Origin of the sequence: Rufibacter sp. DG15C, from assembly GCF_001577755.1 — a bacterium.
GTDB lineage: Bacteria > Bacteroidota > Bacteroidia > Cytophagales > Hymenobacteraceae > Nibribacter.
The window spans coordinates 2,358,331-2,380,661 of sequence record NZ_CP010776.1 but is presented as its reverse complement, the minus strand read 5'-3'; the positions used below and the strand labels follow the sequence as shown (position 1 = coordinate 2,380,661).

Annotated in this window: 18 protein-coding genes; 12 read left to right on the top strand and 6 right to left on the bottom strand. The window is 50.0% G+C overall.

All coding sequences use genetic code 11. The features are described from left to right. Positions 1 to 11 precede the first annotated feature (11 nt). From TH61_RS10160 to TH61_RS10125, 8 genes are all read left to right on the top strand, one after another. Positions 12 to 2,321 (top strand): tyrosine-protein kinase family protein, encoded by a 2,310-nt coding sequence (locus TH61_RS10160; RefSeq protein ID WP_066508819.1) that lies wholly within the window; start codon positions 12 to 14, stop codon positions 2,319 to 2,321. A gap of 156 nt (positions 2,322 to 2,477) precedes the next feature. After that, on the top strand, positions 2,478 to 2,996 hold the full coding sequence (locus tag TH61_RS10155) for a UpxY family transcription antiterminator (protein ID WP_066508817.1): 519 nt from the start codon (positions 2,478 to 2,480) through the stop codon (positions 2,994 to 2,996). A 339-nt stretch (positions 2,997 to 3,335) separates the two neighbouring features. After that, positions 3,336 to 4,421, top strand: coding sequence for an NAD-dependent epimerase (locus TH61_RS10150; protein ID WP_066508815.1), 1,086 nt, complete (start codon positions 3,336 to 3,338; stop codon positions 4,419 to 4,421). Positions 4,422 to 4,519: 98 nt separating this feature from the next. Further along, positions 4,520 to 7,597: an oligosaccharide flippase family protein gene (locus TH61_RS10145; protein WP_066508813.1), complete on the top strand. Its 3,078-nt coding sequence runs from the start codon at positions 4,520 to 4,522 to the stop codon at positions 7,595 to 7,597. Between the two features lie 167 nt (positions 7,598 to 7,764). Continuing rightward, a complete protein-coding gene (locus TH61_RS10140; protein WP_066508811.1) occupies positions 7,765 to 8,502 on the top strand; it encodes a hypothetical protein in 738 nt (245 codons plus the stop codon). A gap of 14 nt (positions 8,503 to 8,516) precedes the next feature. Then, positions 8,517 to 9,815 (top strand): hypothetical protein, encoded by a 1,299-nt coding sequence (locus tag TH61_RS10135; RefSeq protein ID WP_066508809.1) that lies wholly within the window; start codon positions 8,517 to 8,519, stop codon positions 9,813 to 9,815. Positions 9,816 to 9,839: 24 nt separating this feature from the next. After that, positions 9,840 to 10,877 (top strand): glycosyltransferase, encoded by a 1,038-nt coding sequence (locus TH61_RS10130; RefSeq protein ID WP_071887829.1) that lies wholly within the window; start codon positions 9,840 to 9,842, stop codon positions 10,875 to 10,877. A gap of 142 nt (positions 10,878 to 11,019) precedes the next feature. After that, positions 11,020 to 12,066 carry a DUF354 domain-containing protein gene (locus tag TH61_RS10125; protein WP_066508808.1) on the top strand — a complete coding sequence of 349 codons (1,047 nt, stop codon included), beginning with the start codon at positions 11,020 to 11,022 and terminating at the stop codon, positions 12,064 to 12,066. A 91-nt stretch (positions 12,067 to 12,157) separates the two neighbouring features. Here TH61_RS10125 and TH61_RS10120 read toward each other — a convergent pair whose 3' ends face one another. Further along, positions 12,158 to 14,482 (bottom strand): penicillin-binding protein 1A, encoded by a 2,325-nt coding sequence (locus tag TH61_RS10120; protein ID WP_066508806.1) that lies wholly within the window; start codon positions 14,480 to 14,482, stop codon positions 12,158 to 12,160. Between the two features lie 182 nt (positions 14,483 to 14,664). Further along, positions 14,665 to 15,633, bottom strand: coding sequence for an N-acetylmuramoyl-L-alanine amidase (locus TH61_RS10115; protein WP_066508804.1), 969 nt, complete (start codon positions 15,631 to 15,633; stop codon positions 14,665 to 14,667). 209 nt (positions 15,634 to 15,842) lie between these two features. On the opposite strand from TH61_RS10115, the gene TH61_RS10110 reads away from it, so the two are divergent. From TH61_RS10110 to TH61_RS10100, 3 genes are all read left to right on the top strand, one after another. Continuing rightward, the gene (locus TH61_RS10110) at positions 15,843 to 16,445 is read left to right on the top strand and encodes a hypothetical protein (RefSeq protein ID WP_066508803.1); all 603 of its coding nucleotides are present in this window, start codon (positions 15,843 to 15,845) and stop codon (positions 16,443 to 16,445) included. 55 nt (positions 16,446 to 16,500) lie between these two features. Beyond that, positions 16,501 to 16,908 carry a hypothetical protein gene (locus TH61_RS10105; protein WP_066508801.1) on the top strand — a complete coding sequence of 136 codons (408 nt, stop codon included), beginning with the start codon at positions 16,501 to 16,503 and terminating at the stop codon, positions 16,906 to 16,908. An 87-nt stretch (positions 16,909 to 16,995) separates the two neighbouring features. Further along, a complete protein-coding gene (locus TH61_RS10100) occupies positions 16,996 to 17,505 on the top strand; it encodes a nuclear transport factor 2 family protein (RefSeq protein WP_071887828.1) in 510 nt (169 codons plus the stop codon). 212 nt (positions 17,506 to 17,717) lie between these two features. On the opposite strand, the gene TH61_RS10095 is transcribed toward TH61_RS10100, so the two are convergent. Further along, positions 17,718 to 18,155 carry a hypothetical protein gene (locus tag TH61_RS10095; RefSeq protein WP_066508794.1) on the bottom strand — a complete coding sequence of 146 codons (438 nt, stop codon included), beginning with the start codon at positions 18,153 to 18,155 and terminating at the stop codon, positions 17,718 to 17,720. A gap of 250 nt (positions 18,156 to 18,405) precedes the next feature. Here TH61_RS10095 and TH61_RS10090 point away from each other — a divergent pair, with 250 nt between their 5' ends. Beyond that, entirely contained in the window at positions 18,406 to 19,137 is a 732-nt protein-coding gene (locus TH61_RS10090; protein WP_066508792.1) for an SIMPL domain-containing protein, read from the top strand. Positions 19,138 to 19,230: 93 nt separating this feature from the next. On the opposite strand, the gene TH61_RS10085 is transcribed toward TH61_RS10090, so the two are convergent. The 3 genes from TH61_RS10085 to TH61_RS10075 are packed head-to-tail and all read right to left on the bottom strand — an operon-like array spanning position 19,231 to position 22,267. Next, positions 19,231 to 19,914, bottom strand: coding sequence for an ABC transporter ATP-binding protein (locus TH61_RS10085; protein WP_066508790.1), 684 nt, complete (start codon positions 19,912 to 19,914; stop codon positions 19,231 to 19,233). Between the two features lie 2 nt (positions 19,915 to 19,916). Continuing rightward, complete coding sequence (locus TH61_RS10080) at positions 19,917 to 21,176, bottom strand: ABC transporter permease (protein WP_066508786.1); 1,260 nt, start codon at positions 21,174 to 21,176, stop codon at positions 19,917 to 19,919. A gap of 2 nt (positions 21,177 to 21,178) precedes the next feature. Next, the gene (locus TH61_RS10075) at positions 21,179 to 22,267 is read right to left on the bottom strand and encodes an efflux RND transporter periplasmic adaptor subunit (protein WP_071887827.1); all 1,089 of its coding nucleotides are present in this window, start codon (positions 22,265 to 22,267) and stop codon (positions 21,179 to 21,181) included. Between the last annotated feature and the right edge of the window lie 64 nt (positions 22,268 to 22,331).

The following is a 22,331-nucleotide window of genomic DNA, read 5'->3' as shown; positions in this document are numbered from 1 at the left end:
CTAAGACGTATATGACTGACCAAACCAACACCCAAGAAGAAGGTCTGTTTGACTCTTTGGCGCATAAATATGTGCCTTACTGGCCAATGTTCCTTATTCTGTTCATGCTAGCCATGGCAGGCGCTTGGGCCTATTTGCATTACCTAGCTATTCCTACGTATGAGACCTCTGCCACCATCATCATCAAAGATGAGAAGAAAGGGGTGGATGAGTCCAGAATGACCCAATCCATTGACGCCTTCACCTCTAACAACATTGTGGAGAATGAGATAAAAGTCATCCAGTCCAGAGCCCTCACTAGACAAGTGATTGATGACCTTGGTTTATATGCTCCCTTTTATGAGGAAGATAAGTTTAAAGCAATTCCGGCCTATTCTACCTCTCCCATTAAGGTGCGCCTTAAAATACCAGAGCAAGCCAAAGAAGTAGAAAAGGTCTACTTCACCTTTGACAAGGCTACCCAGCAGGTAAAGATTGACGGTAAAAAATATCCCTTGAACACTTGGGCAGAGACGCCTTATGGTGAGATGATGTTTTTACCCAATGACAAACAGTCTGACCAGGCAGAGCTACCACTTTATTTCTCCATTGTTCACCCTAAGAAAGTAACAGACGGCATCATCAGCAGCTTGTCCATTCAGGCAGAAAACAAACTATCAACCGCCGTAAACCTAAATTTTACAGATGCCTCCCCTGCCCGCGGCGAAGACATCTTAAATAAACTCATTGAGGAATACAACCAAGTGGCCATTGACAAGCGCAATGATTTGGCCGCCAAAACCCTGGACTATGTTAACAACCGCATTATTCTGGTAGGCAAAGAACTCAAGGAACTGGAAAACCAGATGGTGCAGTACAAGTCCAGCCGTGGAGTGGTGGACTTAAGCGAGCAAGGCAAGATGTACTTGAGCAGCGTGGGTGAAAGTGACCGCAACCTCTCTGACATCAACCTGCAACTAGCCATTCTAAGTGAGGTGGAACAGTACGTGATGCTGAAAAGCAACTCGGCGGGCATGGCGCCTTCCACTTTAGGCATAAAAGACCCGGGCTTAACCCAACTACTCCAAAAGCTGTATGATTCTGAGATACAATACCAGCGGTTAAAAGGAACCACCGCCGAGAACAACCCGGTCTTATTGTCGGTGGTGAGTGAGATTGAGCAGATACGGCCAAGTATCTTGGACAATATCCGCAACCAGCGCAGGGCCTTACAAGCCAGTAGAGCCAGTATGGCCTCTACCAGCAGCCGGTACAACTCCCAGTTGCAGACCATCCCGCGCAAAGAAAGAGAGCTCCTGGAAATAAGCAGACAGCAAGCCACCAAGAACGACGCATATAATTTCTTGCTGCAGAAACGCGAAGAAACAGTTCTCTCTTATGCGCCAACAGATGAAGACACCCGCATTGTAGACATGGCCGAGTCCTCTTTGTACCCCGTAGCGCCACGGTCATTGTACATCTACCTCATAGCAGCGGTGATGTCTTGCGTACTAGGGGTGGTCATGATTTCTGGAAGGGAGATGATGAACGGCAAGCTGTTGTTCTTGTCAGAGATTCTGTCCAATACAGACATCCCCGTGGTGGCCGAGCTGCAATACACCAAGACCAAAGACAAACTGCACCAGAAGCCTACAGACGGTTTTGTGATTGAGGAGTTCAGGCACATGCGGGCCACCATTGGCTTGTTTGGCCGCACCTTTGTCAAGAAGAAAATCATGATTACGTCCAGCATCGCTGGTGAGGGGAAAACCTACGTGAGCACCAATCTGGCCCACAGTTTAGCTTCCTCAGGCAGAAAAGTGGCTTTACTGGATTTCGACTTACGGAACCCTTCCACTACCCGCCTCTTTAATTTAACCAATTACAAAGGCATAACTGAGTACCTCATGGAGGACATTGAGCCCTACCAGATCATCAACTCCACTGAATCTGAAAACCTGTACGTGGTACCCGCGGGCGTCTTTGTGGGCGACAGCACCGAACTCCTGCTCAACGGAAAACTGGAAGACTTATTCAGCTATCTGGAAAACGAGTTTGACTACATACTGGTAGACACTGCCCCGGCAGACATCATCTCTGGCGCCTCTATCCTCACTGAGTTCTGCAACATGACCTTGCTCATTATGCGGCACGGGTACACGCCAAAAGCCCTGGTGAAACGCCTGCCCAAAAACAACAAATTCAAGTTTATGAACAACATGGCCATAGTGTTCAACGGCGTAAAACCAAGAGGCTTGTTCAAAGGCCATCATGGCATTGAGTACGGCTACGGCTATGAGCTGAACTATGGCAACAACGCCTATCTGGCCAAGAATACTTAATTGAAAAATAGATAGCCAAAAAGCTATCAAACACGTTAATAAATGAGCCCCACTACGCAGAATGACTTATCAGAAGAAAAGATGGTCATTGGCGTTGGCACCTATCCAGCCTCCCTCGGCACTTATTAGTCTAGTCCTTTTTTACATAGTAAACCAATGGATTGTAACTGGTATATCCTTTGCACTAAACCTAAGCGGGAAAGAAAAGTAGCGCAAAGCTTAAAGGAACTGCGCATCCAACATTTTTGCCCCATCAACAAAAAGGTGCAGAAGTGGGGAAAGCGGCAGGAAACTATTTATGAGCCCCTGTTTGCTACCTATGTATTTATCAAAACCACAGAGGCGCAGCTCCGCACCCTGCAACTACTGCCCGAGGTGGTGCAAGTGGTACACAGAAAAAAAGGACCTATAGTGGCGATAGACACAGAAGTGAAGGCGATTAAGGAATTCATGAAAGCCCACCAGAACGTGCGGTTTGCCATCACCAACCAGAGCAAACAAAGCGTAGCCCTGCAGGTAGAAGACATGCTCCTGGATAGAGAAGGCACTGTGATTCCTACCAAGACGCAGTTGACCAAAGTGACCCTCCCCTCCTTAGGTGTTTTATTATACGCCCAAGAAACCAAGAAAAGCACCACCAGGACCAAGACGAAAATTGGCTCTGTCAATAGATAACTAAGTTTTACAAAAAGACACTCTCCCTTTCATAGCACCCTTTCTATGAAAGAAAACCGGTAGCTCGCCTACACCCTGCCTCTCCCGTGGTACGCTGTCTGATGTATGGAGGTCCTCCTATGTCACGTGGCTCTCGTTGTTGCATTGCCTTCTTACATCCCCTTTCCTGTTTGCTGGCCTTTCAGTTCAAAGCTTATCATGAGTTTTCACCTGAAGGCCGTTTTTAGCCTGATTTCCAGAAAACAGGCCAAGAACGATGAGCTCCATTTTCATGGGCAGCATTCTCTAGTAGGAAAGCGTGGACAGCATCCTACTTGAGTTATCATTAACACCGCAGACATGAAGATATTAGTGACAGGGACCGCCGGTTTTGTTGGATTTCATCTAGCCGAAAAGCTCCTTTCTAGAGGAGACGAGGTAGTGGGTATTGACAACATCAATGATTACTATGACACCAAGCTTAAGTTTGACCGCCTGACAGAAAGCGGCATCTGCGAGGGCCTGGTGCAATGGTACAAAGAGGTGAGAAGTTTTAAATATCCCAACTACCGGTTCATCAGGATGAACCTAGAGGACAAAAACGCCTTGCTATCGCTCTGTGCCAAGGAAAAGTTTGATGTCATTGTGCATTTGGCTGCCCAGGCAGGCGTGCGCTACTCTATCACCAACCCAGATGCCTACGCGCAGTCCAACCTAGTTAGCTTCCTAAACATTCTGGAGGCCAGCCGCCACAACAAGATCAAGCATTTGGTATATGCCAGCTCGTCTAGCGTGTACGGCCTAAACGGCAAAATGCCTTTCTCAGTGAAAGACTGCGTAGACCACCCGGTGTCTTTGTATGCAGCCAGCAAGAAAGCCAATGAGTTAATGGCCCACACCTATAGCCATCTGTACAGAATACCAACGTCTGGCCTGCGGTTCTTCACCGTGTACGGCCCCTGGGGAAGACCAGACATGGCCTACTTCTCCTTTACAGAAGCCATTCTCAAGGACAAGCCCATCAAGGTATTCAACTTCGGGCAAATGAAGCGTGACTTCACCTATATAGATGACATCACTTCGGGCATGATCAACGTGATTGACAAACCCGCCGAACCGCTCCCAGACTGGGATGGTGCTTGCCCAGACCTGTCCAGATCAACGGCTCCTTATTGTATCTACAACATCGGGAATAACAACCCAGTGGAATTGATGAGCTTCATCCAGGAGATTGAGGCCAACATGGGTAAAAAAGCCATCCTGGAGATGGAAGGCATGCAACCCGGTGACGTGGTGTCTACCTGGGCCAATGTAGATGACCTTATAGAGCACTTTAACTACAAACCAGACACTACCATTCAAGAAGGACTCAAGAAGTTCACAGACTGGTACAAAGCATATTATGCCTTAGAGATTGCAGCCCCAGCCAAAGCAGCAGCCGCTTAAAAAAACAGATTGTCTTACCTATTCCACTGTAAGCCTGTTGGCAAGATGTCAAAGGTTTTTTTCATCACATCGCAACGCATTATTAGTTTAACAAGAATATGGCGCATGATAAGAAACTTACCGAACGCACCTTTTCAGGCTTCCTGTACCTAATCACGGGCAGCGGCCTACAAGTAGTTTTAAAAATTGGCGTGCTGGCCGTCTTGGCTAGATTGGTAAGTCCCAAAGAATTTGGGGTAGTTGGCCTTGCCTTAATCATAGTAGAGTTCTCTAAGATGTTCACCCAAATGGGGGTGGGTCCCGCCATTGTGCAGCGGGCAGAGTTGGAGGAACGCCACTTGCAAACTGGGTTTACCCTGTCTATTGTAATGGGCCTTTTCTTCTCTGGGCTACTGCTGCTGGGAGCGCCGGTGCTGGCCGGTTTCTTTAAGATGGAGAGCCTCACCCCAGTGTTAAGGGCTATCTCCTTTGTGTTCCTGGTAGACTCGTTCACCTTGATTGGGCAGGCACTTTTACAGCGCACCATGCAGTTTAAGACCAGTGCCATTATTGAGCTGACATCTTATGCCATAGGCTATGGGGCCATAGGTATCATTTTAGGAAAAATGGGCTGGGGCGTTTGGGCTTTAGTGGTTGCCCACATTTGCCAGGCAGTCCTCCACTCTATGTTTCTCCTCAAGTTGCAGCCTTTCCCGAAACGGTTGGGCTTTGACAAAACAGCCTTTAAAGAACTAGTCTACTTTGGAGGCGGCATGACCATGGGCCGCATTGGCAACTTCTTGGCTACGCAGGGAGACAACTTGGTGATTGGCCGCACCCTGGGCCCGGCAGCTTTGGGCATCTACGGCAGAGCCTACCAGTTCATGGTGATGCCCGCCAGTTTGTTTGGGACGGCCTTAGACAAAGCCCTGTTCCCGGCCATGGCCAAGGTGCAGCAAGACAAGCAAAAAATAGGCAAAGCCTTCTTGACCGGGGTAAACATGATTGCCCTCTTAGCCATGCCCTTGAGTGCCGTACTGGTGCTACTGGCCCCAGAGATTGTGTTGACCTTGCTAGGCAACAAATGGACAGATGTCGTGCTCCCTTTCCAGATTCTGGCGTGCAGTCTCCTGTTTAGGATGAGTTACAAATTGAGTGACACTTTGGCTAGGGCCACCGGCGCTGTATACAAAAGAGCCTGGCGCCAGATTATCTACGCGGGCCTAGTATTTGCTGGAGCACTCATTGGATCATACTGGGGCCTATATGGCGTAGCCATTGGGGTGGCGGTCGCGTTAACGGCTAACTTCTTTATGATGGCTCAACTAAGTATTCAATTAGCATCCATTACATGGGCCAGCATAATAAAAGTGCACTGGGCAGGTTTGTTCCTGATGGCATCCATAGGCGCAGCCTGCTACCTACTGGTGTCTCTTTGTAGAGGCTTAGGCTTCTCGCCGCCTGTGACTCTGGTTCTAGTTGGGGTGGGATTGTTGGCCCAACTCTACCTCACGGTAAAGTTCTTTCATAGGTACATCATCAGTGATGACTTAAATGACCTTTTTCATCACTTAATCGCTAAGAAATTTAAAAAGGGCAATCACAAGAAAGCATCTGAACTAACTCTACAACCCATCCAAGATCCTACCAGTATGTTTCACTCAGCCTACCCAGACTCCGCCCTTAACGGCCAGACGCCCATTGCGCCATTAGCCACCGTGCAAACGCTTCTGGAGGCTTTGCACCACCAGAATATCCTGTATTGTCACTGGAAGAGCAATGAGCACCTAGATGCCTCTATGACCGGAGACACAGACTTAGACGTGCTGTTCCATCATGAGCAGAAGGAACAGTTGGAGGCTCTGCTGGCTAAACTGGGGTTCAAGAACTTCAAGTCTATTAAAGAAAAGCAGTACAAAGACATTGAAGATTACATAGCCTTGGATGATGCCTCTGGCAAGGTTATACACCTACACGCACATTTCAAGATGACCATGGGCGAAACCTACCTTAAGGGATACCAGCTCAACATTGAGAAAGAGATTCTAAGCACCAGGGTGTATGATGAGACCTTCGGGATATACCGGTCAGACCCGGCCATTGAGTTAATCTTACTCTACATTAGAGAAGCGCTCAAACTCAGAAACCGGGACATTCTCATGATGGGCCTGTTCGGCAAAATCCACTATTCAGAGAACGTGCTCAAAGAATACAGATGGCTGAAGGCCAGAACCACGCCTGTGCAGATAGAAGCCTTTCTGGCGGCCATGTTCAAGGAGTATGCTGCCATGATACAGATTATGAACGGTGGGTTTACCAAGAAGCAGTTGCTTAAACTTTCCTTTTTGGTGAGAAAAGAATTTGAGCAGGACCGGCTCTACTCCCCGCTCACGGCGTCTTTGGTGCGCTGGTACAGAGAGATCACGGTCAAAGTCTCCAGGAAAACCGCCCAGTTGTTGAACCGCCCCATCATCAGCCAGAGAATTAACCCAAGAGGCGGCATGGTTATAGCCGTTATTGGTGCTGACGGCTCTGGCAAATCTACGGTGACGGCCAACCTTAGAGACACCTTCCAGAAAAAGTTGGATGTGTACCGCATTTACTATGGCCGCGGCGACGGCAAAATATCATGGCCCAGAAAAGCACTCATCAATTTAAAAGGTGTGTTTCACCAAGCGCCCAAAAAGTCAGCCAACGGCCGGAAGGTGGCAATGACCACCCCACGTAAAAAAGGCGCCTTAGCCGAGGCGTACCGGTGTATCAATGCGCTCATAGTAGCCAATGAAAAGCGCAGAAACCTACAGCTCATGCAAGAGGCCAAACAGAAAGGCATGCTCATTATCTGCGACCGCTACCCACAAAACCAGATCATGGGCTTTAACGACGGGCCTTTGCTTCACCATCTGGCTTCGTCCAAAAACCCGATTTTTAGGATGATGTCCAAAATTGAGAGCAACATCTACGCCAAGGCAGACAACACCCCGCCAGACGTCATTTTCAAGCTCATAGCAGAGGCGAAGGTGGTGGAAGCCCGCAAACCCGGCGAGACCTTACTAGAGACGCTTGAAGCAAAAATATCTGGTTTTAAAAGCCTGCAATTTAAAGACACCTGCAAAGTGATTACCGTAGATGCCACCCAGCCTTTAGCCCAGGTGCTTTCTACCGTCAAAAAAGAAATATGGCAGGCGTACCACTAACCCAACGCCTATGAGAAAGACAACCTAACCAAGAACCATAAAAGAGAGCAGACTGCTTCCACTTTTGGCCCCATTTCTAGAAAACAAGCCAAAAACGGAAGAACGCCGCCCACCGGTCATTGCCTGTTAAGGCCCCAATGTAGTAGAAAGAGAAACCGAGTAGATAGATGGAGGTACAGGAACAAATAACCGAGCAGGAGGCAGTCTTTAAACCACTGCTACGCCCTACCCAAAAAGCAAAGATTATTGAGTTTGTAGGCCCGCCGGGGGCTGGCAAAACCTCTAATTGCTATTGCTATACCGCTTTGTTAAGGAACATTGGGTACAAGGTGCTCACCTTAAATGACATTAAAACCCATATCAGGCGGCTGGGCAAAATGCAGCGCACCCAACTGTTGGCTAAAACCCTGTTGCTTCACTTGCCAAAGGTTGTTTCCTATTCTTTGACCTTGGTCTTCAACCGCATCTTCAGCATCAACTCTATTTTAAGATACCTCAGAATTGCCGCTTTTGACACGGCGCTCCATCAAATAATCAAAGCCAAAAAATATGATTTTGTGCTGCTGGAGCAATGGATGATCCAAGAGTTGTGGTCGGCTACCATCTTCCGGCTCAAGTCGTATGACCGCATAGAAAAGCAGCTGCACCGGTACTACCTTAAAACAGACCAGTTGCTCTACTTTGATATTGACATGGAGACCGCCTCTGTGCGCATCACCAACAGAACCAGCAAGCTGAGCCGTTTTGACAGGATGGATCCGCAGCGCCGGGTCCGCAAACTCAAACAGTACAACCAGTACTTGTATAACCTGTACCAGTATGCGCGGTGTCCAGACAAGCGCGTGATTTCCACTAACAACACCCCAGAAGAAAACGCAGCCCATTTTCTGCAGCAACTCACCTAAGTACAACACAGCCCATGGCTCTCTTCCTCCTCTGCGCCCTGCTCATTGCCAGCTTCTTTTACAGCACCAAGGTGTTTGTGTATGCCTTGATGGTCTTTTTTGTGCTGTTTGACATGCTGGACGGCTTTTACAAGGATGATAAGATTTATGCTGCGGTACGGTACCTGGTTCCTCTTATCCTCATGGGTATTTACATTGCCAAGTACAACGCGCTCAAAAAGTCTGATACCCTGCTGTTCTACCTTTTCTGCTATTTGATTGTCTTGTGGCTGGTGAACGCGGGTGACCTCATCATTACCTCCAGAGTGACCATGGCCGTGATGATTACCTTGCTCATGATACCCATTGGCAAGCATGTGGCCACCCGGGCAGACTTCATAAAGGAGTTTGAGCCATATAACCGGGCCTTGCTCATTCTGCTGCCGGTGTACGTGGTGTTGGCCAATAAATACGGGTTTGGCGAGTCTTACACAGAGGAGTTCTCAACCGGCTTCTTGATTACCTCCAGAATGTACATAGTACCCATTGTGGTGTTTCTGGCCATCCATTACGTGATTACCAACAAAAACAGAACCTTTCTGATTAAGGCCACAGATGCCACCTTTATCTTAATGAACATCTGCATCCTGCTCATCAACACCAGAAGGACGGCCATAGGCATGCTGTTTCTAGCCTTGGCGGTCTATGCCTTCTTTAACCGACAGATGCTGTTCAAGATGATCACGCTGTTTTTTGTCTTGGTGGTGGCGCTCATAGTGTCGTATCCCTTGTATGAAGCCCGGCTCACCGCGCAATTAGAGAAAAGAGACAGAATCCAGGACTTAGACACCTATGAAGAGGAAGGGCGAGTGCTGGAGACGATGTACATCATGGACTACCACCAGGAAAAGAAAAGGCCCTTGCAACTCTTCTTCGGGGTGAAGCTCTTTGACACTCGTGAGTTTGGCGTGAAATACTTTGGCCGCGACCGGCCCATTCACAGTGACCTCAACATGCTTTTGTACAGCACGGGGTTGGTGGGGGTAGTATTGTTCTTGGTGTTTCTTGTGCACTATTTCATCAGGAACAACCACGTCATAGCGCCCAGCCACAAAATGCTGTATTACCCTTTGCTGGTCATGCTGTTGGTGGTGATTTTGCCAGGACGCTTTATTGGCACGCTTACCTTCGCGCCGTTTCTTCTTATGCTGTTGACTGCCATTAAGCACCGTAAGGTGGTGGACAAACCAGAGCTGTCTGCCATCACCATCCAGGAAAACAGCAACCCATTGCTTGCCTTTCATTCAACCCAAACCCCAGATGTAACCCATTGACCAATCCCATAAAACAGCAGAACTATGAAAGTACTTTTTGTGTGCTCCGGAAACAGTAAGAACTTTGAGGTGGTGCCTTTCATTAAAGAGCAGGGAGATTCTCTGGTAAGGCGCGGCATTGAGGTAGACTATTATCCTATTGTGGGCAAAGGCTTGCCGGGCTACCTAAAAGCCGGTTTGCAACTCAGGAAACACCTGCAAAACAAAAAGTATGACCTCATTCATGCCCACTTCACGCTGTCTGGCTGGTCTGCGGTATTAGGCGCCAGAAATACGCCGGTGGTATTGTCTTTGATGGGCAGTGATGCCTATGGCGAGTACATAGGGGTGAACAAGGTAAAATTCAGCAGTCGGTACTTTACATTGCTTACCTATCTTATCCAGCCGCTTACCACCATCCTAATCTCCAAATCCAGCAACATTGAGAAATACGTCTACTTAAAAGACAAGTCCTACATAGTGCCCAACGGCATCAACAAAGAGAAATTCAAGCCTTCTGCCGAGGATTACCGGGCTGAACTGGGCTTGCCGCAAGACAAGAAGCTGGTGCTGTTTCTGGGGAACAAGACCAATGTGCGCAAGAACTACCCGTTGGCCAAGCAAGCCGTAGATAGCCTGGACCGGCCAGATGTGGAGTTGATTAACCCTTTCCCGGTTACCCATGACCAAATCCCCAAATACCTGAACGCGGTAGATGTGCTGGTGGTCCCTTCTCTGATGGAAGGCTCTCCCAACGTCATCAAAGAAGCCATGGCCTGCAACTGCCCCATCGTCTCCACAGACATGGGCGATGCCAAATGGGTCTTAGGGGATACCTCTGGTTGTTACACGTCTAGTTTTGACCCACAAGACTTTGCCGAAAAGCTAAAAAAATCTTTAAATTTTGCAGAAAACCATGGCAGGACCAACGGTTCTCAACGTATTAAAGACCTGGGACTAGATGCTGACACAGTGGCCAACAGAATTGTAGATATCTACAAAGTGGCCGTCAACCAGATAGATACCCCCGTGTCGCCGGCGCCCTTTGCACCGCTAGAAGTACAACACGTAGGCATTACCTAAATCCAAACCGTATTTGCCAGTCGGGCACCGCTCTCTGCCGCAAATCCTTTCTATACCCCTGCCACTAGCCTCCAACCCCATTGGATGGGCTACCATGTCCTGCTGCCTCCGCTGTAAACCCCTTACCTCCTACTAGAAGTGTATGAAAATACTGATAGACATCAACCATCCTGCGCATGTGCATTACTTCAGAAATTTTTACAAGATCATGACGCAGAAGAATCATGAGATTCTGTTTGTATCCAGAAACAAAGAAATTGAGCACAACCTGTTGCAGCTGTATAACATCCCGTACATTAACCGCGGCAAAGGACAGAACGGCAAAATTGGCAAGTTCCTTTACCTGCTCTACGCCGACCTCAAGATCTGGCAGATTGCCCAGAAGTTCAAACCAGACGTGTTCCTGAATTTTCTGCATCCCTACCCGTCACAGGTGGCCAAGTTCATGAACAAAACCACCTTGGTCTTCAGTGACTCTGAGCATGCCAAATTACACCACAAACTAACCGTACCCTATGCAACCAAAATCTTTACTCCCTCTTGTTACACCATTGACCTGGGCCAGAAACAGCACCGCTTCAAAAGCTACATGGAGCTTGCCTACCTACACCCTAACTACTACAAACCAGACCCGTCCATCCTGGACATCCTAGGCGTGGCGCCAGAGGAGAAGTTTGTGATAGTACGGTTTGTGTCTTGGGCGGCTGCGCATGACTTTGGCCACAATGGCATGACCTTAGAGAACAAACGAAAAGCGGTGAAGGAGCTCTCCAAGCACGCCCGTGTGTTCATCTCCTCAGAAGGCGAACTGCCCGAAGACCTGGAATCGCTTAGAATCAAGATCCCGTTCCACAAGATGCATGACGCGCTGTATTATTGTTCCCTATTGTTTGGCGAAAGCGGCACCATGGCCTCAGAGGCCGCGGTATTGGGCACGCCGGCCATCTTTGTGAACAGCAACCGATTGGGCTACATAGATGAGCAAGGCGAAAAATATGGCTTGGCCTCTTACTTTACAGAAAGCCCGCAAGACCAGGAAAAAGCCATTGAGAGAGGTTTGGAGATTATCCAAGACACCGGCGGCAAAGCCAAGTACAGCCAGTTACGAGACAAATTGCTGGAGGACTGCATTGATACCACTGAGTTTATGGTGAATGAAGTACTCAAGTACGAGACCTCTAAAAATTAAGGAGTATCCTATACAGCACCGGCCCCGTTTTCGGCCTGATTTCTGGAAATCAGGCCGAAAACGGGGCCGGTGTATTTTTATAATCTTGCGCTTAGAATTGCGCGGAGATACTGTCGTTGAGTTGCTGCAACAGAGAATCCACAGCCACAGAGTCAATCACCTTCGGTTTACGCGGCACCACAGTGATACAGTTGTATGGCTTGCGTATTTTCACCGCAGGTTTAGGGAACGGTCCTAGTTTGATGCCCAGCGTAGGGTCTTGGTAGACTTTCTCCATGAAGCGCCCAAAAATAGGCAAGGCCGTCTTGGAACCTTCGCCGTACGCCGAGGTCCTAAAGTGGATACTTCTATCCTCGCCGCCTACCCAAACGCCCGTCACCAAGTCTTTGGTCACGCCCATGTACCAGCCGTCTGAGTGGTTAGAGGTGGTTCCGGTCTTACCCGCCACCTGGTTGCCCTTCTTCCAGAGCTCATATTCCCAAAGCGCCTGAGAGGTTCCGCCGGGTTCTTCCATGGTGCCTTTGAGCATATGTACCATCAAGAAAGCGGTTTCTTCACTAATCACGCGCTTCTGCTGCGGGTTGAACTGCTCAATGAGGTTGCCGTTGCGGTCTTCAATCTTCAAGACCAGGATAGGCTTGTTCAAAAAGCCGTTGTTCACAAACGTGCTGTAGGCGTTCACCATCTCAAACACGCTCACATCTGAGGAACCCAGACCAATGGACGGCACTGCCTCTAAAGGACTAGTGATGCCCAGACGGCGGGCGAACTTACGCACGGTCTCCCAGCCAATAGCCTCAGTTAATTGTGCAGTCACCGTGTTAATGGAACGACCCATGGCATGGCGCAAACTCATCTGACGCCCAGAGATGGAATAGTCTGCGTTATGCGGCGTCCATTCCATGTCCTTGCCATCCTCTACGTACCTAATGGTCACGTTCTTATCTTGCAACTTATCACATGGCGAGTAACCCTGGTCAATGGCGGCAGCGTACACAAACGGCTTAAAGGTAGATCCCGGCTGACGGCGCGCCTGTTTCACGTGGTCGTACTTGAAGTTCTCGTAGTCAATGCCACCCACCCAGGCTTTGATATGCCCGGTGTACGGGTCCATGGTCATCATGCCGGCGTGCAAGAAGCGTTTGTAGTACCGCAATGAGTCCATAGAACTCAAGGTGGTGTCCTTCATGCCCTTCCAGGTGAAGACCTGCATTTTCTTGGGCGTGTTCAAATCGCGGTTAATGGCCGCGGTGTCATCGCCGTGCTTTGCTTTTAAGGACTGGTAGACCGCCGTGCGCTTGATAGAGTTCTCTATGAAGTTAGGAATCTCCTTGTCCTGGTCATCTACCCAGGGGTTGCGCCTGCTCCAGTGGCTCTCAAAGCGGCGCTGCAGGTTCTTCATCTTCTCGCGCAAAGCTTCCTCTGCCAGACGCTGCATTCTGGAGTCAATAGTGAGGTAAATCTTAAGCCCCTCAGAATAAAAGTCCAGGCCCTTCTCCTCTGACCACCTGCGCACAAACTCATTCACGGCCTGGCGGTAGTAGGCCGGCACGCCGTCCAAGTGCTCCTCTACGTGGTATTGTAGGCTGATGGGAACCTGCGTTAGAGAGTCCGCCTGCGCTTGGGGGATGACCTTGTTCTTGGCCATCTGTTCCAACACTACGTTGCGGCGGGCCAAGGCGTTCTTCGGGTTGAAGCGTGGGTTGTAGGTGGTTGGGGCTTTCAGGACGCCCACCAGCATGGCGGCCTCCTCGGGCTTTAGTTTATCTGGTGTCGTGCTGAAAAACGTGCTGGCGGCCACTTTAATCCCGAAGGCGTTGCTCCCGAAGTCCACGGTGTTCAGGTACATGCCCAGAATCTCATCTTTGGTATAGCGCTGCTCCAGCTTAATGGCGGTGTTCCACTCCTTGGTTTTGGCAATGAGGGTAGAAATGCCCGGTATGTAGCCCAGCACGCCTTTGGTATTCTTAGTACGGGTCTTGTAGAGGTTCTTGGCCAGCTGCTGCGTGATAGTAGAGGCCCCGCGGGTGTCACCGCTTAGGTTGTCTCTTACAGCGGCAAGCAACCCGATGGGGTCAATGCCCTGGTGCTTGTAGAAACGCTCATCCTCAGTAGCAATGAGGGCTTTGGCCATGATGGGCGCAATGCTGTCAAACGGCACCGGGTCGCGGTTTTCTCTAAAGTAACGGCCTATCATGACGCCGTCTGCGGTGTAGATTTCTGAGGGCACGTTGCTGCGCGGGTTCTCCAACTCGTCCAGTCCCGGGCTTTCCCCGAAGAGGTACAGGAAGTTGACGTCTACGGCTACAAAGTACAGGATCACAAACACGACGCCCGCGCCAAACACCTTCCACAGGTTTCTCACCCATTTGTTGTACTTGGATTGCGGTTGTATCTTCTTCTTTTTTTCTGACATGCGGTAACGGCGCAGTGGGACCTACGAATTCAAAAACGCACAAAGTTACGGGAAAGTGTTGGCTTTCCAGAGGTTGGCCAGGCGTTTCCAGGCTGTTTCCCAGAAAATAGGCCAAAAACGCAGTTCCGTCTACTTGGTGCGACTGTAAAAAGCCGCCTAGTTCTTCCCTTTGTCAGCTCAACCTATAAGTCCAGATACTTCCTATATAAGTAATAGAGCACCTTTTTGTCACGGTCGGTGAGCACGGCGCTCACATCTGCCTGGATGAAGTGCAGCTTGAAAGCCCTGATGGCTGCCGGCAGGTCTTTGGTGTCATAGCCAATGATTTTCAAGGCATCCTTCGGGTTGAAGGACGTGGGCACCAGGTACGTGGAGTCAATCAGCGTGGGAACGGTGGTAGGCAGCACGTCTGGCTTTTGCGGCGTAATCAAGACCAAGGCCAACGAGGAGTCCTGCGCCAGCGTGTCCCGGTCCAGGGTCTCCTCCAGAATCAGTTTCTCTACCTCGGCCTCGTCATACCAAAGGCCAAAACCAGCCTCAGATAAGCGTTTCCAGGGGAAGATGCGGCTAGGATCGTTTTTGCGGGTGGGCGCTATGTCTGAGTGGCCAATAAAGTTCTCCGTCGGGATTTTGTGGGTTTTCTTTAAGATAGCCAGAACCTGCTGCAGGCTTTCTAACTGCGCCTCCTGAAACGGCTCCGTCCCGTTGTTGTCCAACTCAATGCCAATGGACGACGAATTGATATCCGTGTTGTTGCCCCAGCGGCCGCTACCGCCGTGCCAGGCGCGCAAATAATCATTGAGCATGTGGTAGACCTTGCCGTCACGGCCAATCACGTAATGCGCGCTCACCTGCGTTCTGGGCAAGGTAAAGGTTTTGAGCGTCTGCGCCGTGGAATCCTGGGCGGTGTGGTGGATGACCACGTAGTTGGGCTTGCGCAGGTTGAAGTTGGTGGTGCCCACCCAGTAGTCGCCTTGTTTCAGGGAATCCTCGCCGGGGTTGGTGACGGGCGTGGTGCGCAAGGATTTGGCGAGGGCCTTTACCTGTTTTTTGTAGGACTTATTGGCGTCGGCGTAGGGATGTTTGGTACAGGCAGAGGCCGTTAGCACCAACAGGCAGCACAGCAACAAACGATGCAGGGGTAGTTTCATAGCAGAGGTTCAAAAGCCAAAGATGACAAGTAGACGCCAATTCTCCCAGCTCTTGTCAGGAATCGGTTGTCGCTTTTAGTCAAACTCTATACGGTAAGCGCTTCGTTTTTGGGGTATTTCCTGGAAAGGAGGCCAAAAACGTCGGTCCTTCTTCGCTTGCGCCGCTTGGCAAGAGTTACTACCTTGTCTCTTCTAGATTTTTCTGCCGCATGGATGCCTTACCACCCCTTCAGATAGAGCATGAGTTTGAACCGGTCCCAGCCCTGTTTCAGTCTGCGGGCACGGGCCAGCCGTTCCAGACCTGCCTTACGTGTGATTGCGCCCTACGCGAAGACGGCACGGCCTACATGGTGGAGAAATCCATCCGCAACTACCCAGAGGCCCAGTTGCAGGACGTCATCTTTGAGTACGCCATCTGCCTGACTTGTGCCCAGAAACTGCGCGAAGAGCTCTCTGTGGACTCCAAAGCCCGCATAGAGGCCTTCTTTGCCCAGCACGTGAACCTGGTAGCCCGTCGCGAAGCCCTGCTCAGCCTACCCAACCCACTGCACCTGGACAACTGGCTTTCGCATTGCCTAGTCACTGGCAAACCCCGCGAAGCCTGCACCGAGTACCAAATCTTCGGGCAGTGCGACGGACCGGATTTGGTGTATGGCTACCTGCCCTACATGATTTGCGACGAAGCCCTGGAACAACTGCAAGAACTCATCTCGCCGCACACCCGCCAGGTCCTGGATGATTTCATGGACACCCACTTCGGATTGCCGCCCGAGCTGCGGGCCTTGTTGCATGACCGGCTGGTCTTGATTTAAGTTACGGAAGGCAATTGGAGTTCTGCTGAAAACAATCTCAACCGTCACATACTGCTTGAAAGTGATTGAAAAACTAAGCAAATACAGACTATTAGCTATTACTATATCATTACTAACCGCTGCTTTTCTAATTGAATCTCCGTTTGCTCATCTCCATTATGAAGAACCAAGGTATTCCTTCTATTTTTTAATCATTTTTATAAATACGATTCTATATCTATTACCTGTCCAAAAGATAGTTACCGCTGAAAAAATAATATATGGTTTATTGATAGCATTCTTTTCCATGCTTGGAGGGATTTTCTTCACAGATGCAACATTAGGAGTGCTTTATGGATACGATGACTATTATGGATTATTAGAATCTCCAGATTTGTTGGAGAGTATTATATTCTATTTCACCTCCATTTTGCTGAGTACTGGCATCTTCTATCTCATATTAAAACACAAAGCAACCTATTAAACTAAGTTCAAGAACTCCTAGGATTTTGCCACCGGCAAACAAGAACCAACTTTAAACTCATATCTTTTAACTCTTAACTAACATAAGATGCGTCATTTCTTCCTTCTTCTTTCCATGGCAGTGCTCAGCCTGACGGCCTCTGCCCAGACCAAAAAAGCGGCCACAGTCAACCAAGATGCCAAAGCCGTGGAGGCCGCGGTGGTCAAGTTCTTTGACGGCATGCGCCAAAGCGACAGCACGCTATCCAGGTCGGTGCTGGCGCCGGGGGCCCGGTTGCAATCCGTAGCCAAGGGCAAAGACGGCATGGTGCAGCCCAGAGAGACGCCCATGCAGAAATTCATTGAGATGGTGGGTCAGAAGCACGAGAAGATGCTGGACGAAGGCATCTGGAACGTGAAAGTGAATATTGACGGAGACTTCGCCACGCTGTGGTGCGACTATGCGCTGTTTGTGGGTGACACGTTCAGCCACTGCGGGGTGGACGCGTTCCAATTGTACCGCGCCCAAGACGGCTGGAAGATTTTCTCCATCACTGACACCCGTCGCAAAGAAGGCTGTGACATGAAAGCCGCCGAGGCCTCTAGAGCCAAAAAGTAATCCGGACGTTTTCTACAACATTACTACCTACTGTAGGCCACCGTCATCATTTAAGCCTAGCTAAACGCCACCTATTGTAAAAAAGTAGGTGGCGTTTTTTATGGCAATAAACCTAGGCTAAGAGCTAAGAAAGGAAGCAGAGCCGCTACAAAAAATAACAACTCGTTTTCAGCTTACTTTCCAGAAAATAGGCCAAAAACGGAGGAAACAAATTACGATAATACGGCAGATTGCTCAAGTTCTTGGCAGGCCTTCAACCAAGCCAGAGCGTCTTCCCTGAAGAAGAACATGCGGTATTGCAACTGCTTTCCAATCTTACTGATGTGCATGACGTCACCAGCCGTTTCGCCGTAAGAATGTTTGTTGGCTACGTGCGCCAAATACTTTAAGCCGGCCTGCATGGCCCTTGGCAACCACTCCTCTTCCAGCCATTCTACGGCTTGGCTCCAGGGCCCAGACTGGTGGCTGTTGTCGTTCAGTTTAAAAGCGCATCTGGTTTTCTCTAAAAGCTCTAGACCCATGCCACACGCAACCCGCAAATCCTGTTGAGACGCGTAGCCATCCCAGTGCGTGTCAATTAGGTCCAGGGTTTGGTTATACTCCACCACGTAAAAGGTCTTGTCAAAAGAGTTTTTGGCTTCTAAGCGCATAGAAAATGAAACGGAATAAATGATAACGTAAGTAGCGGGGGATCTTGAGAAAGAACCGTTGTAAGGACCAAATGTTTGCAGCCCTGAGGACTCCTTGTCAGGTAAAGATGCATTTTTTCTACAGCATTCTATAAGGCTTACGCTTGATTTACATTGCCTAGGCTGGCACGCTACGCATTAAGATTTGAAGACAAAAGTTAGGGAAGCCGTATAAGGCACATTCGGTAGTCAAACCAAATGCTGTTATCCTATGAAAACGTCCTTGCTATTGCTTCAACTTTGCGCGCTTGCCTTTTTTCTACAATCCTGCGGAACAGATACGGCAGGGCCCACCGGACGCGGCAAGACCATGATTCTTAGCAGCTCAGGGGAAATTTCAACGTTGCCCGATGAGGCCAGCATTACCCTGCACCTGCAGTGCATGGACAAGGACATCAAGCAATCAAAGCAATGCCTGCTGGAGAAGTCTGAGGCGCTCAACAACCTATTCAAATCGTATAAAATAGCCCCCGAAGACATTCTCACCACCTCCATCAACCAATCCAAAGAGTATGGCTGGCAGAACAACTCCAACGTGTTTTTGGGCTTCAGGTCTTCTATCACGGTTTCCTTGAAAGTGCGCCGCCTGGCGGTGCTGGAAGAGTTGTACCCGGCGTTGCTCACCAATGAAAACGTGACCATTGGCAACCTGGCGTATTCGCATAGCAAGCTGGACAGCCTAAGCCAGGAAGCCTACCAAAAGGCGCTCACCAATGCCAACACGCTGGCAGATAAACTGGTCAAGAAGATGGGCTTGTCTGGCAAGGAAATCCTGAGGATAGCCAATGTTGAATTGCCTACGGTACAAGAAGTTCATGCGGCATCGGTGGTGCGCCCAGAATCTGGAATGGCCACTGACGCCGCCGCCAACTCCAGAATTACGCTCAACTACGGTTCTGTGTACCTTTCCAAAACGCTGCACGTGGAATACAAGCTTGACTAGAAACTCCACGCATCTTCTAACCAAGGACTAGTATAGTTAATGCGTTTTTAGCCTCTTTCTCAGGAAACAGGCCAAAAACGGATGGGTTAGGTTCTAATGCCCGCTTATGATGCGACCGTCCTCCATTTCAATCACCCTGTCTGACCGGCTGGCAAAGTCTGGGTCATGCGAGACAATGAGCAGCGTCTGTTTTTTGTCCTGGCAGAGCTCCTGGAAAATCCCGAACACGATGTCTGAGTTTTTCTTATCCAGGTTGCCGGTGGGCTCATCACCCATGATGAGCACGGGGTCATTGATGAGCGCGCGCGCAATGGCCACCCGCTGTTTCTGGCCGCCGCTCAACTGATTGGGCATTTTGAGTGCCTGGTCTGCCACGCCCAACGTTTCCAGGTACTCCATGGCGCGGTGCTCCACTTCTGGCGCCCCATATTTTCCTAGTTTCAGACCGGGCAGCATGACGTTTCTGAGCACGTTAAACTCCTGGATGAGGTAATGAAACTGGAATACAAACCCAATCTTTTCATTCCTGATCTGGGCCAGCTGCGTGGGCGTGCGCTGGCTCATCAATTCACCGTCCAGGAAGAGTTCGCCTTCATAGTCAGTGTCCATGGTGGAGAGGATGTAGAGTAGCGTAGACTTTCCGCAGCCAGATTTACCCACCACCGACACAAACTCGCCGTGCGTGATCTGGAACGAGATGTTGGTGAGCACCTGAAACTTTACCGGGTCATAGAAATACTTGTTGATGCCTCTTGCCTCCAGAACAATGCCTTCCATGGTTATTTCCCCCTGATTATGCTCACCGGATCTGTTTTGCTGGCTTTCCGGGCCGGGAACAAGCCGGCAAAATACGTTGTCACTAACGCAAACGTGATGCCTATGAGGTAGTACACCGGGTTAAAATACACGGGAAACGTGTCAATGGTGGGCAGGGACTCGGTCTTGAACGGCACGTTGTCTATGACTACAGAGATCACGTATCCTAACAGCAAACCCATCACCCCGCCGGCCACGCCAATAATCATGGACAGCAAGAGAAAGACGTACTGCACGTCTGGCGCCGAAAAGCCCGTAGCCTTGAGAATGGCAATGGCATCCATCTTCTCATAAATCATCATGTTCAAGATATTGTAAATCCCGAAGCCCGCCACAATGAGCAGCGTGATGCCCACGGCGTAAGAGATGATGCTCCTGATGTTGCTGCCCGTCTCAAACTGCGAGTTGGCCGCCTGGATGTCGGTGGCTTCCAGGCCGTATAGGGCGGCGTATTCCTTGGCAGTGGCCGGAGCCAGGTTCAGGTCGGTGAGGTTGACTTGAATGTCTGTGAGGTAGGCAGAGGGCTGGCCCAGTAGTTTCTGCACCGTCTCAATAGACGCGAAGCTCTGGACGTTGTCTATCTCCATGATGCCCAGCTGCACCACGCCCACCACTTTTAGCGTCCCCTGCTGTCCGTTGGGCGCCGTGATGCGCACCACATCACCTAGATCTACCATCATCTTCTCCGCTATGCCCTTGCCCAGGATGATGCTGTTTGACACCGTGGCCAAGTCTTGTAAATTCCCCTCAATGATGTAGTCGCTAATAGAAAACAGTTTGTCTTCCATGACCACGTCTATGCCGTCTATCACGCCGCCCAACTCAATGGTGCCCGTGTTGTAGAATACTTGCGTGATGGCCTTGGGCGCTACACCCACCACCCGGGGGTCTTCCTTAAGGGCTTTGATAATGGCTTGGCTGTTGTAAATTTCCTTGCCCCGGTCTTTGGGCTTGACAGACCTGATGAAATGCTCATGGCCTGCATATTTGGAGGTGCGTTCTACGGCCTGCACCGCAGACGGCTTTATTTCATTGTAGAGCCTCACATGCGGCAAGCGGTTTAAAATAAGCCCGTCCAGCAACTGATTCAAGCCATTCATGAAACTAACCAAGGCAATGAACATCCCAATCCCGAAGGTCACGCCTGCCGCCGCCACGATGGACTGACTCATGCGTGCCCTGAGCAGCCCCACGGCAATGTTCAAGATCAGTTTCAGGTTCATGCTTACTGGGGTTTATAAATAAACTGGGTAGTATCCAGGCCTTGCAGGATCTCGGCTTTGCGGTAATCGCGCAGGCCTACTTTGACTGGGCGGCGCTGGTCTGGTTCTACTAGCACATATTGGTCTTCTACCAGGTACTCCACGGGAATGAGCAGGGCATTTTTCTTGGTCTGCACGACAATGTTGGCCTCGGCGGAGAGATTGGGATACAGCGTGGCGGGTGGTTTTACAAAGCGGGCTTCTACCTTGAAGGTGCGGGAGTGTTCGTTCATGATGGGATAGATTTTCTCCACCACGCCTTCAAACACCTGCCCTTTGTAACTGTCCAGCAGAATCACTACCGGCTGCCCCCGGCGCACCCGCACAATGTCATTCTCATCTACTTCCAGTTCCAACAGAAAATTATTGGCCTGCCCCAGAATGGCCAGCGGCGTCTGAGGGCTCACCAACTCACCTTTGTCCATGAGCACGTCATACACCTTACCCGAAATGCTGCTGCGCACCACAAAATCACTCTGTAGCTGTTTGCTGATGTCATAAGTCACATTGGCGCGTTGCCACTCATTGCGCAACTGCTTGTTCAATTGGGCCAGATTGGCGCGTGCGGCGGTGTAATTGCTGCGGGAAGAAGTATAGGCCAGTTGCCGCTGTTCCAACTCTACTTGGGTGCCAATCCTTTGCTGCCACAGGCGTTTCTGGCGTTGGTAGAGGGATGAGTCCAGCTGGTATTTCTCACGGGCAATGCGCACCGCCGACTGGGCCTCTTGCAGCCTTCCAGAAGAAGCCAGGTTGTTTTCGCGGCTGAGTTCCAGGGCTAGTTGGGCGTTGCGGGCGTTGAGCGAGGCGGTATTGTCTTCCAGCAGAAAAAGCGGCGCTCCTTTCTGGACGGTGTCTCCGGCTTTGACTAGGATGGTCTGCACAATACCACTCACCACCGGAAAGGCCGTGTACTGCTCTGCCGCTTTCACCGTGCCCGAGGCATACACAGACTCCGTGATGGCGCTCAGCCGGGGCTTGGTTTTCTCCTGTTTCTCTTTACAGGAAACCACCAACAGCAGTAACAGCACTATCACCCGAATGTATTTTTTCATGGCCCACCTTCCAACAACTCCCCACCATTAAGGTCAACTAATAAGAAAAGGAAAACACCTTCCC

Bases quoted from the DNA above. Each gene is read 5' to 3' on its own strand.
- TH61_RS10160 (WP_066508819.1), top strand. From the start codon at position 12: ATGACTGACCAAACCAACACCCAAGAAGAAGGTCTGTTTGACTCTTTG.
- TH61_RS10145 (WP_066508813.1), top strand. From the start codon at position 4,520: ATGGCGCATGATAAGAAACTTACCGAACGCACCTTTTCAGGCTTCCTG.
- TH61_RS10075 (WP_071887827.1), bottom strand. From the start codon at position 22,267: ATGAAAAAATACATTCGGGTGATAGTGCTGTTACTGCTGTTGGTGGTT.
- TH61_RS10125 (WP_066508808.1), top strand. From the start codon at position 11,020: ATGAAAATACTGATAGACATCAACCATCCTGCGCATGTGCATTACTTC.
- TH61_RS10135 (WP_066508809.1), top strand. From the start codon at position 8,517: ATGGCTCTCTTCCTCCTCTGCGCCCTGCTCATTGCCAGCTTCTTTTAC.
- TH61_RS10155 (WP_066508817.1), top strand. From the start codon at position 2,478: ATGGATTGTAACTGGTATATCCTTTGCACTAAACCTAAGCGGGAAAGA.
- TH61_RS10150 (WP_066508815.1), top strand. From the start codon at position 3,336: ATGAAGATATTAGTGACAGGGACCGCCGGTTTTGTTGGATTTCATCTA.
- TH61_RS10100 (WP_071887828.1), top strand. From the start codon at position 16,996: ATGCGTCATTTCTTCCTTCTTCTTTCCATGGCAGTGCTCAGCCTGACG.
- TH61_RS10090 (WP_066508792.1), top strand. From the start codon at position 18,406: ATGAAAACGTCCTTGCTATTGCTTCAACTTTGCGCGCTTGCCTTTTTT.
- TH61_RS10120 (WP_066508806.1), bottom strand. From the start codon at position 14,482: ATGTCAGAAAAAAAGAAGAAGATACAACCGCAATCCAAGTACAACAAA.
- TH61_RS10140 (WP_066508811.1), top strand. From the start codon at position 7,765: ATGGAGGTACAGGAACAAATAACCGAGCAGGAGGCAGTCTTTAAACCA.
- TH61_RS10130 (WP_071887829.1), top strand. From the start codon at position 9,840: ATGAAAGTACTTTTTGTGTGCTCCGGAAACAGTAAGAACTTTGAGGTG.
- TH61_RS10110 (WP_066508803.1), top strand. From the start codon at position 15,843: ATGGATGCCTTACCACCCCTTCAGATAGAGCATGAGTTTGAACCGGTC.
- TH61_RS10115 (WP_066508804.1), bottom strand. From the start codon at position 15,633: ATGAAACTACCCCTGCATCGTTTGTTGCTGTGCTGCCTGTTGGTGCTA.
- TH61_RS10080 (WP_066508786.1), bottom strand. From the start codon at position 21,176: ATGAACCTGAAACTGATCTTGAACATTGCCGTGGGGCTGCTCAGGGCA.
- TH61_RS10085 (WP_066508790.1), bottom strand. From the start codon at position 19,914: ATGGAAGGCATTGTTCTGGAGGCAAGAGGCATCAACAAGTATTTCTAT.
- TH61_RS10095 (WP_066508794.1), bottom strand. From the start codon at position 18,155: ATGCGCTTAGAAGCCAAAAACTCTTTTGACAAGACCTTTTACGTGGTG.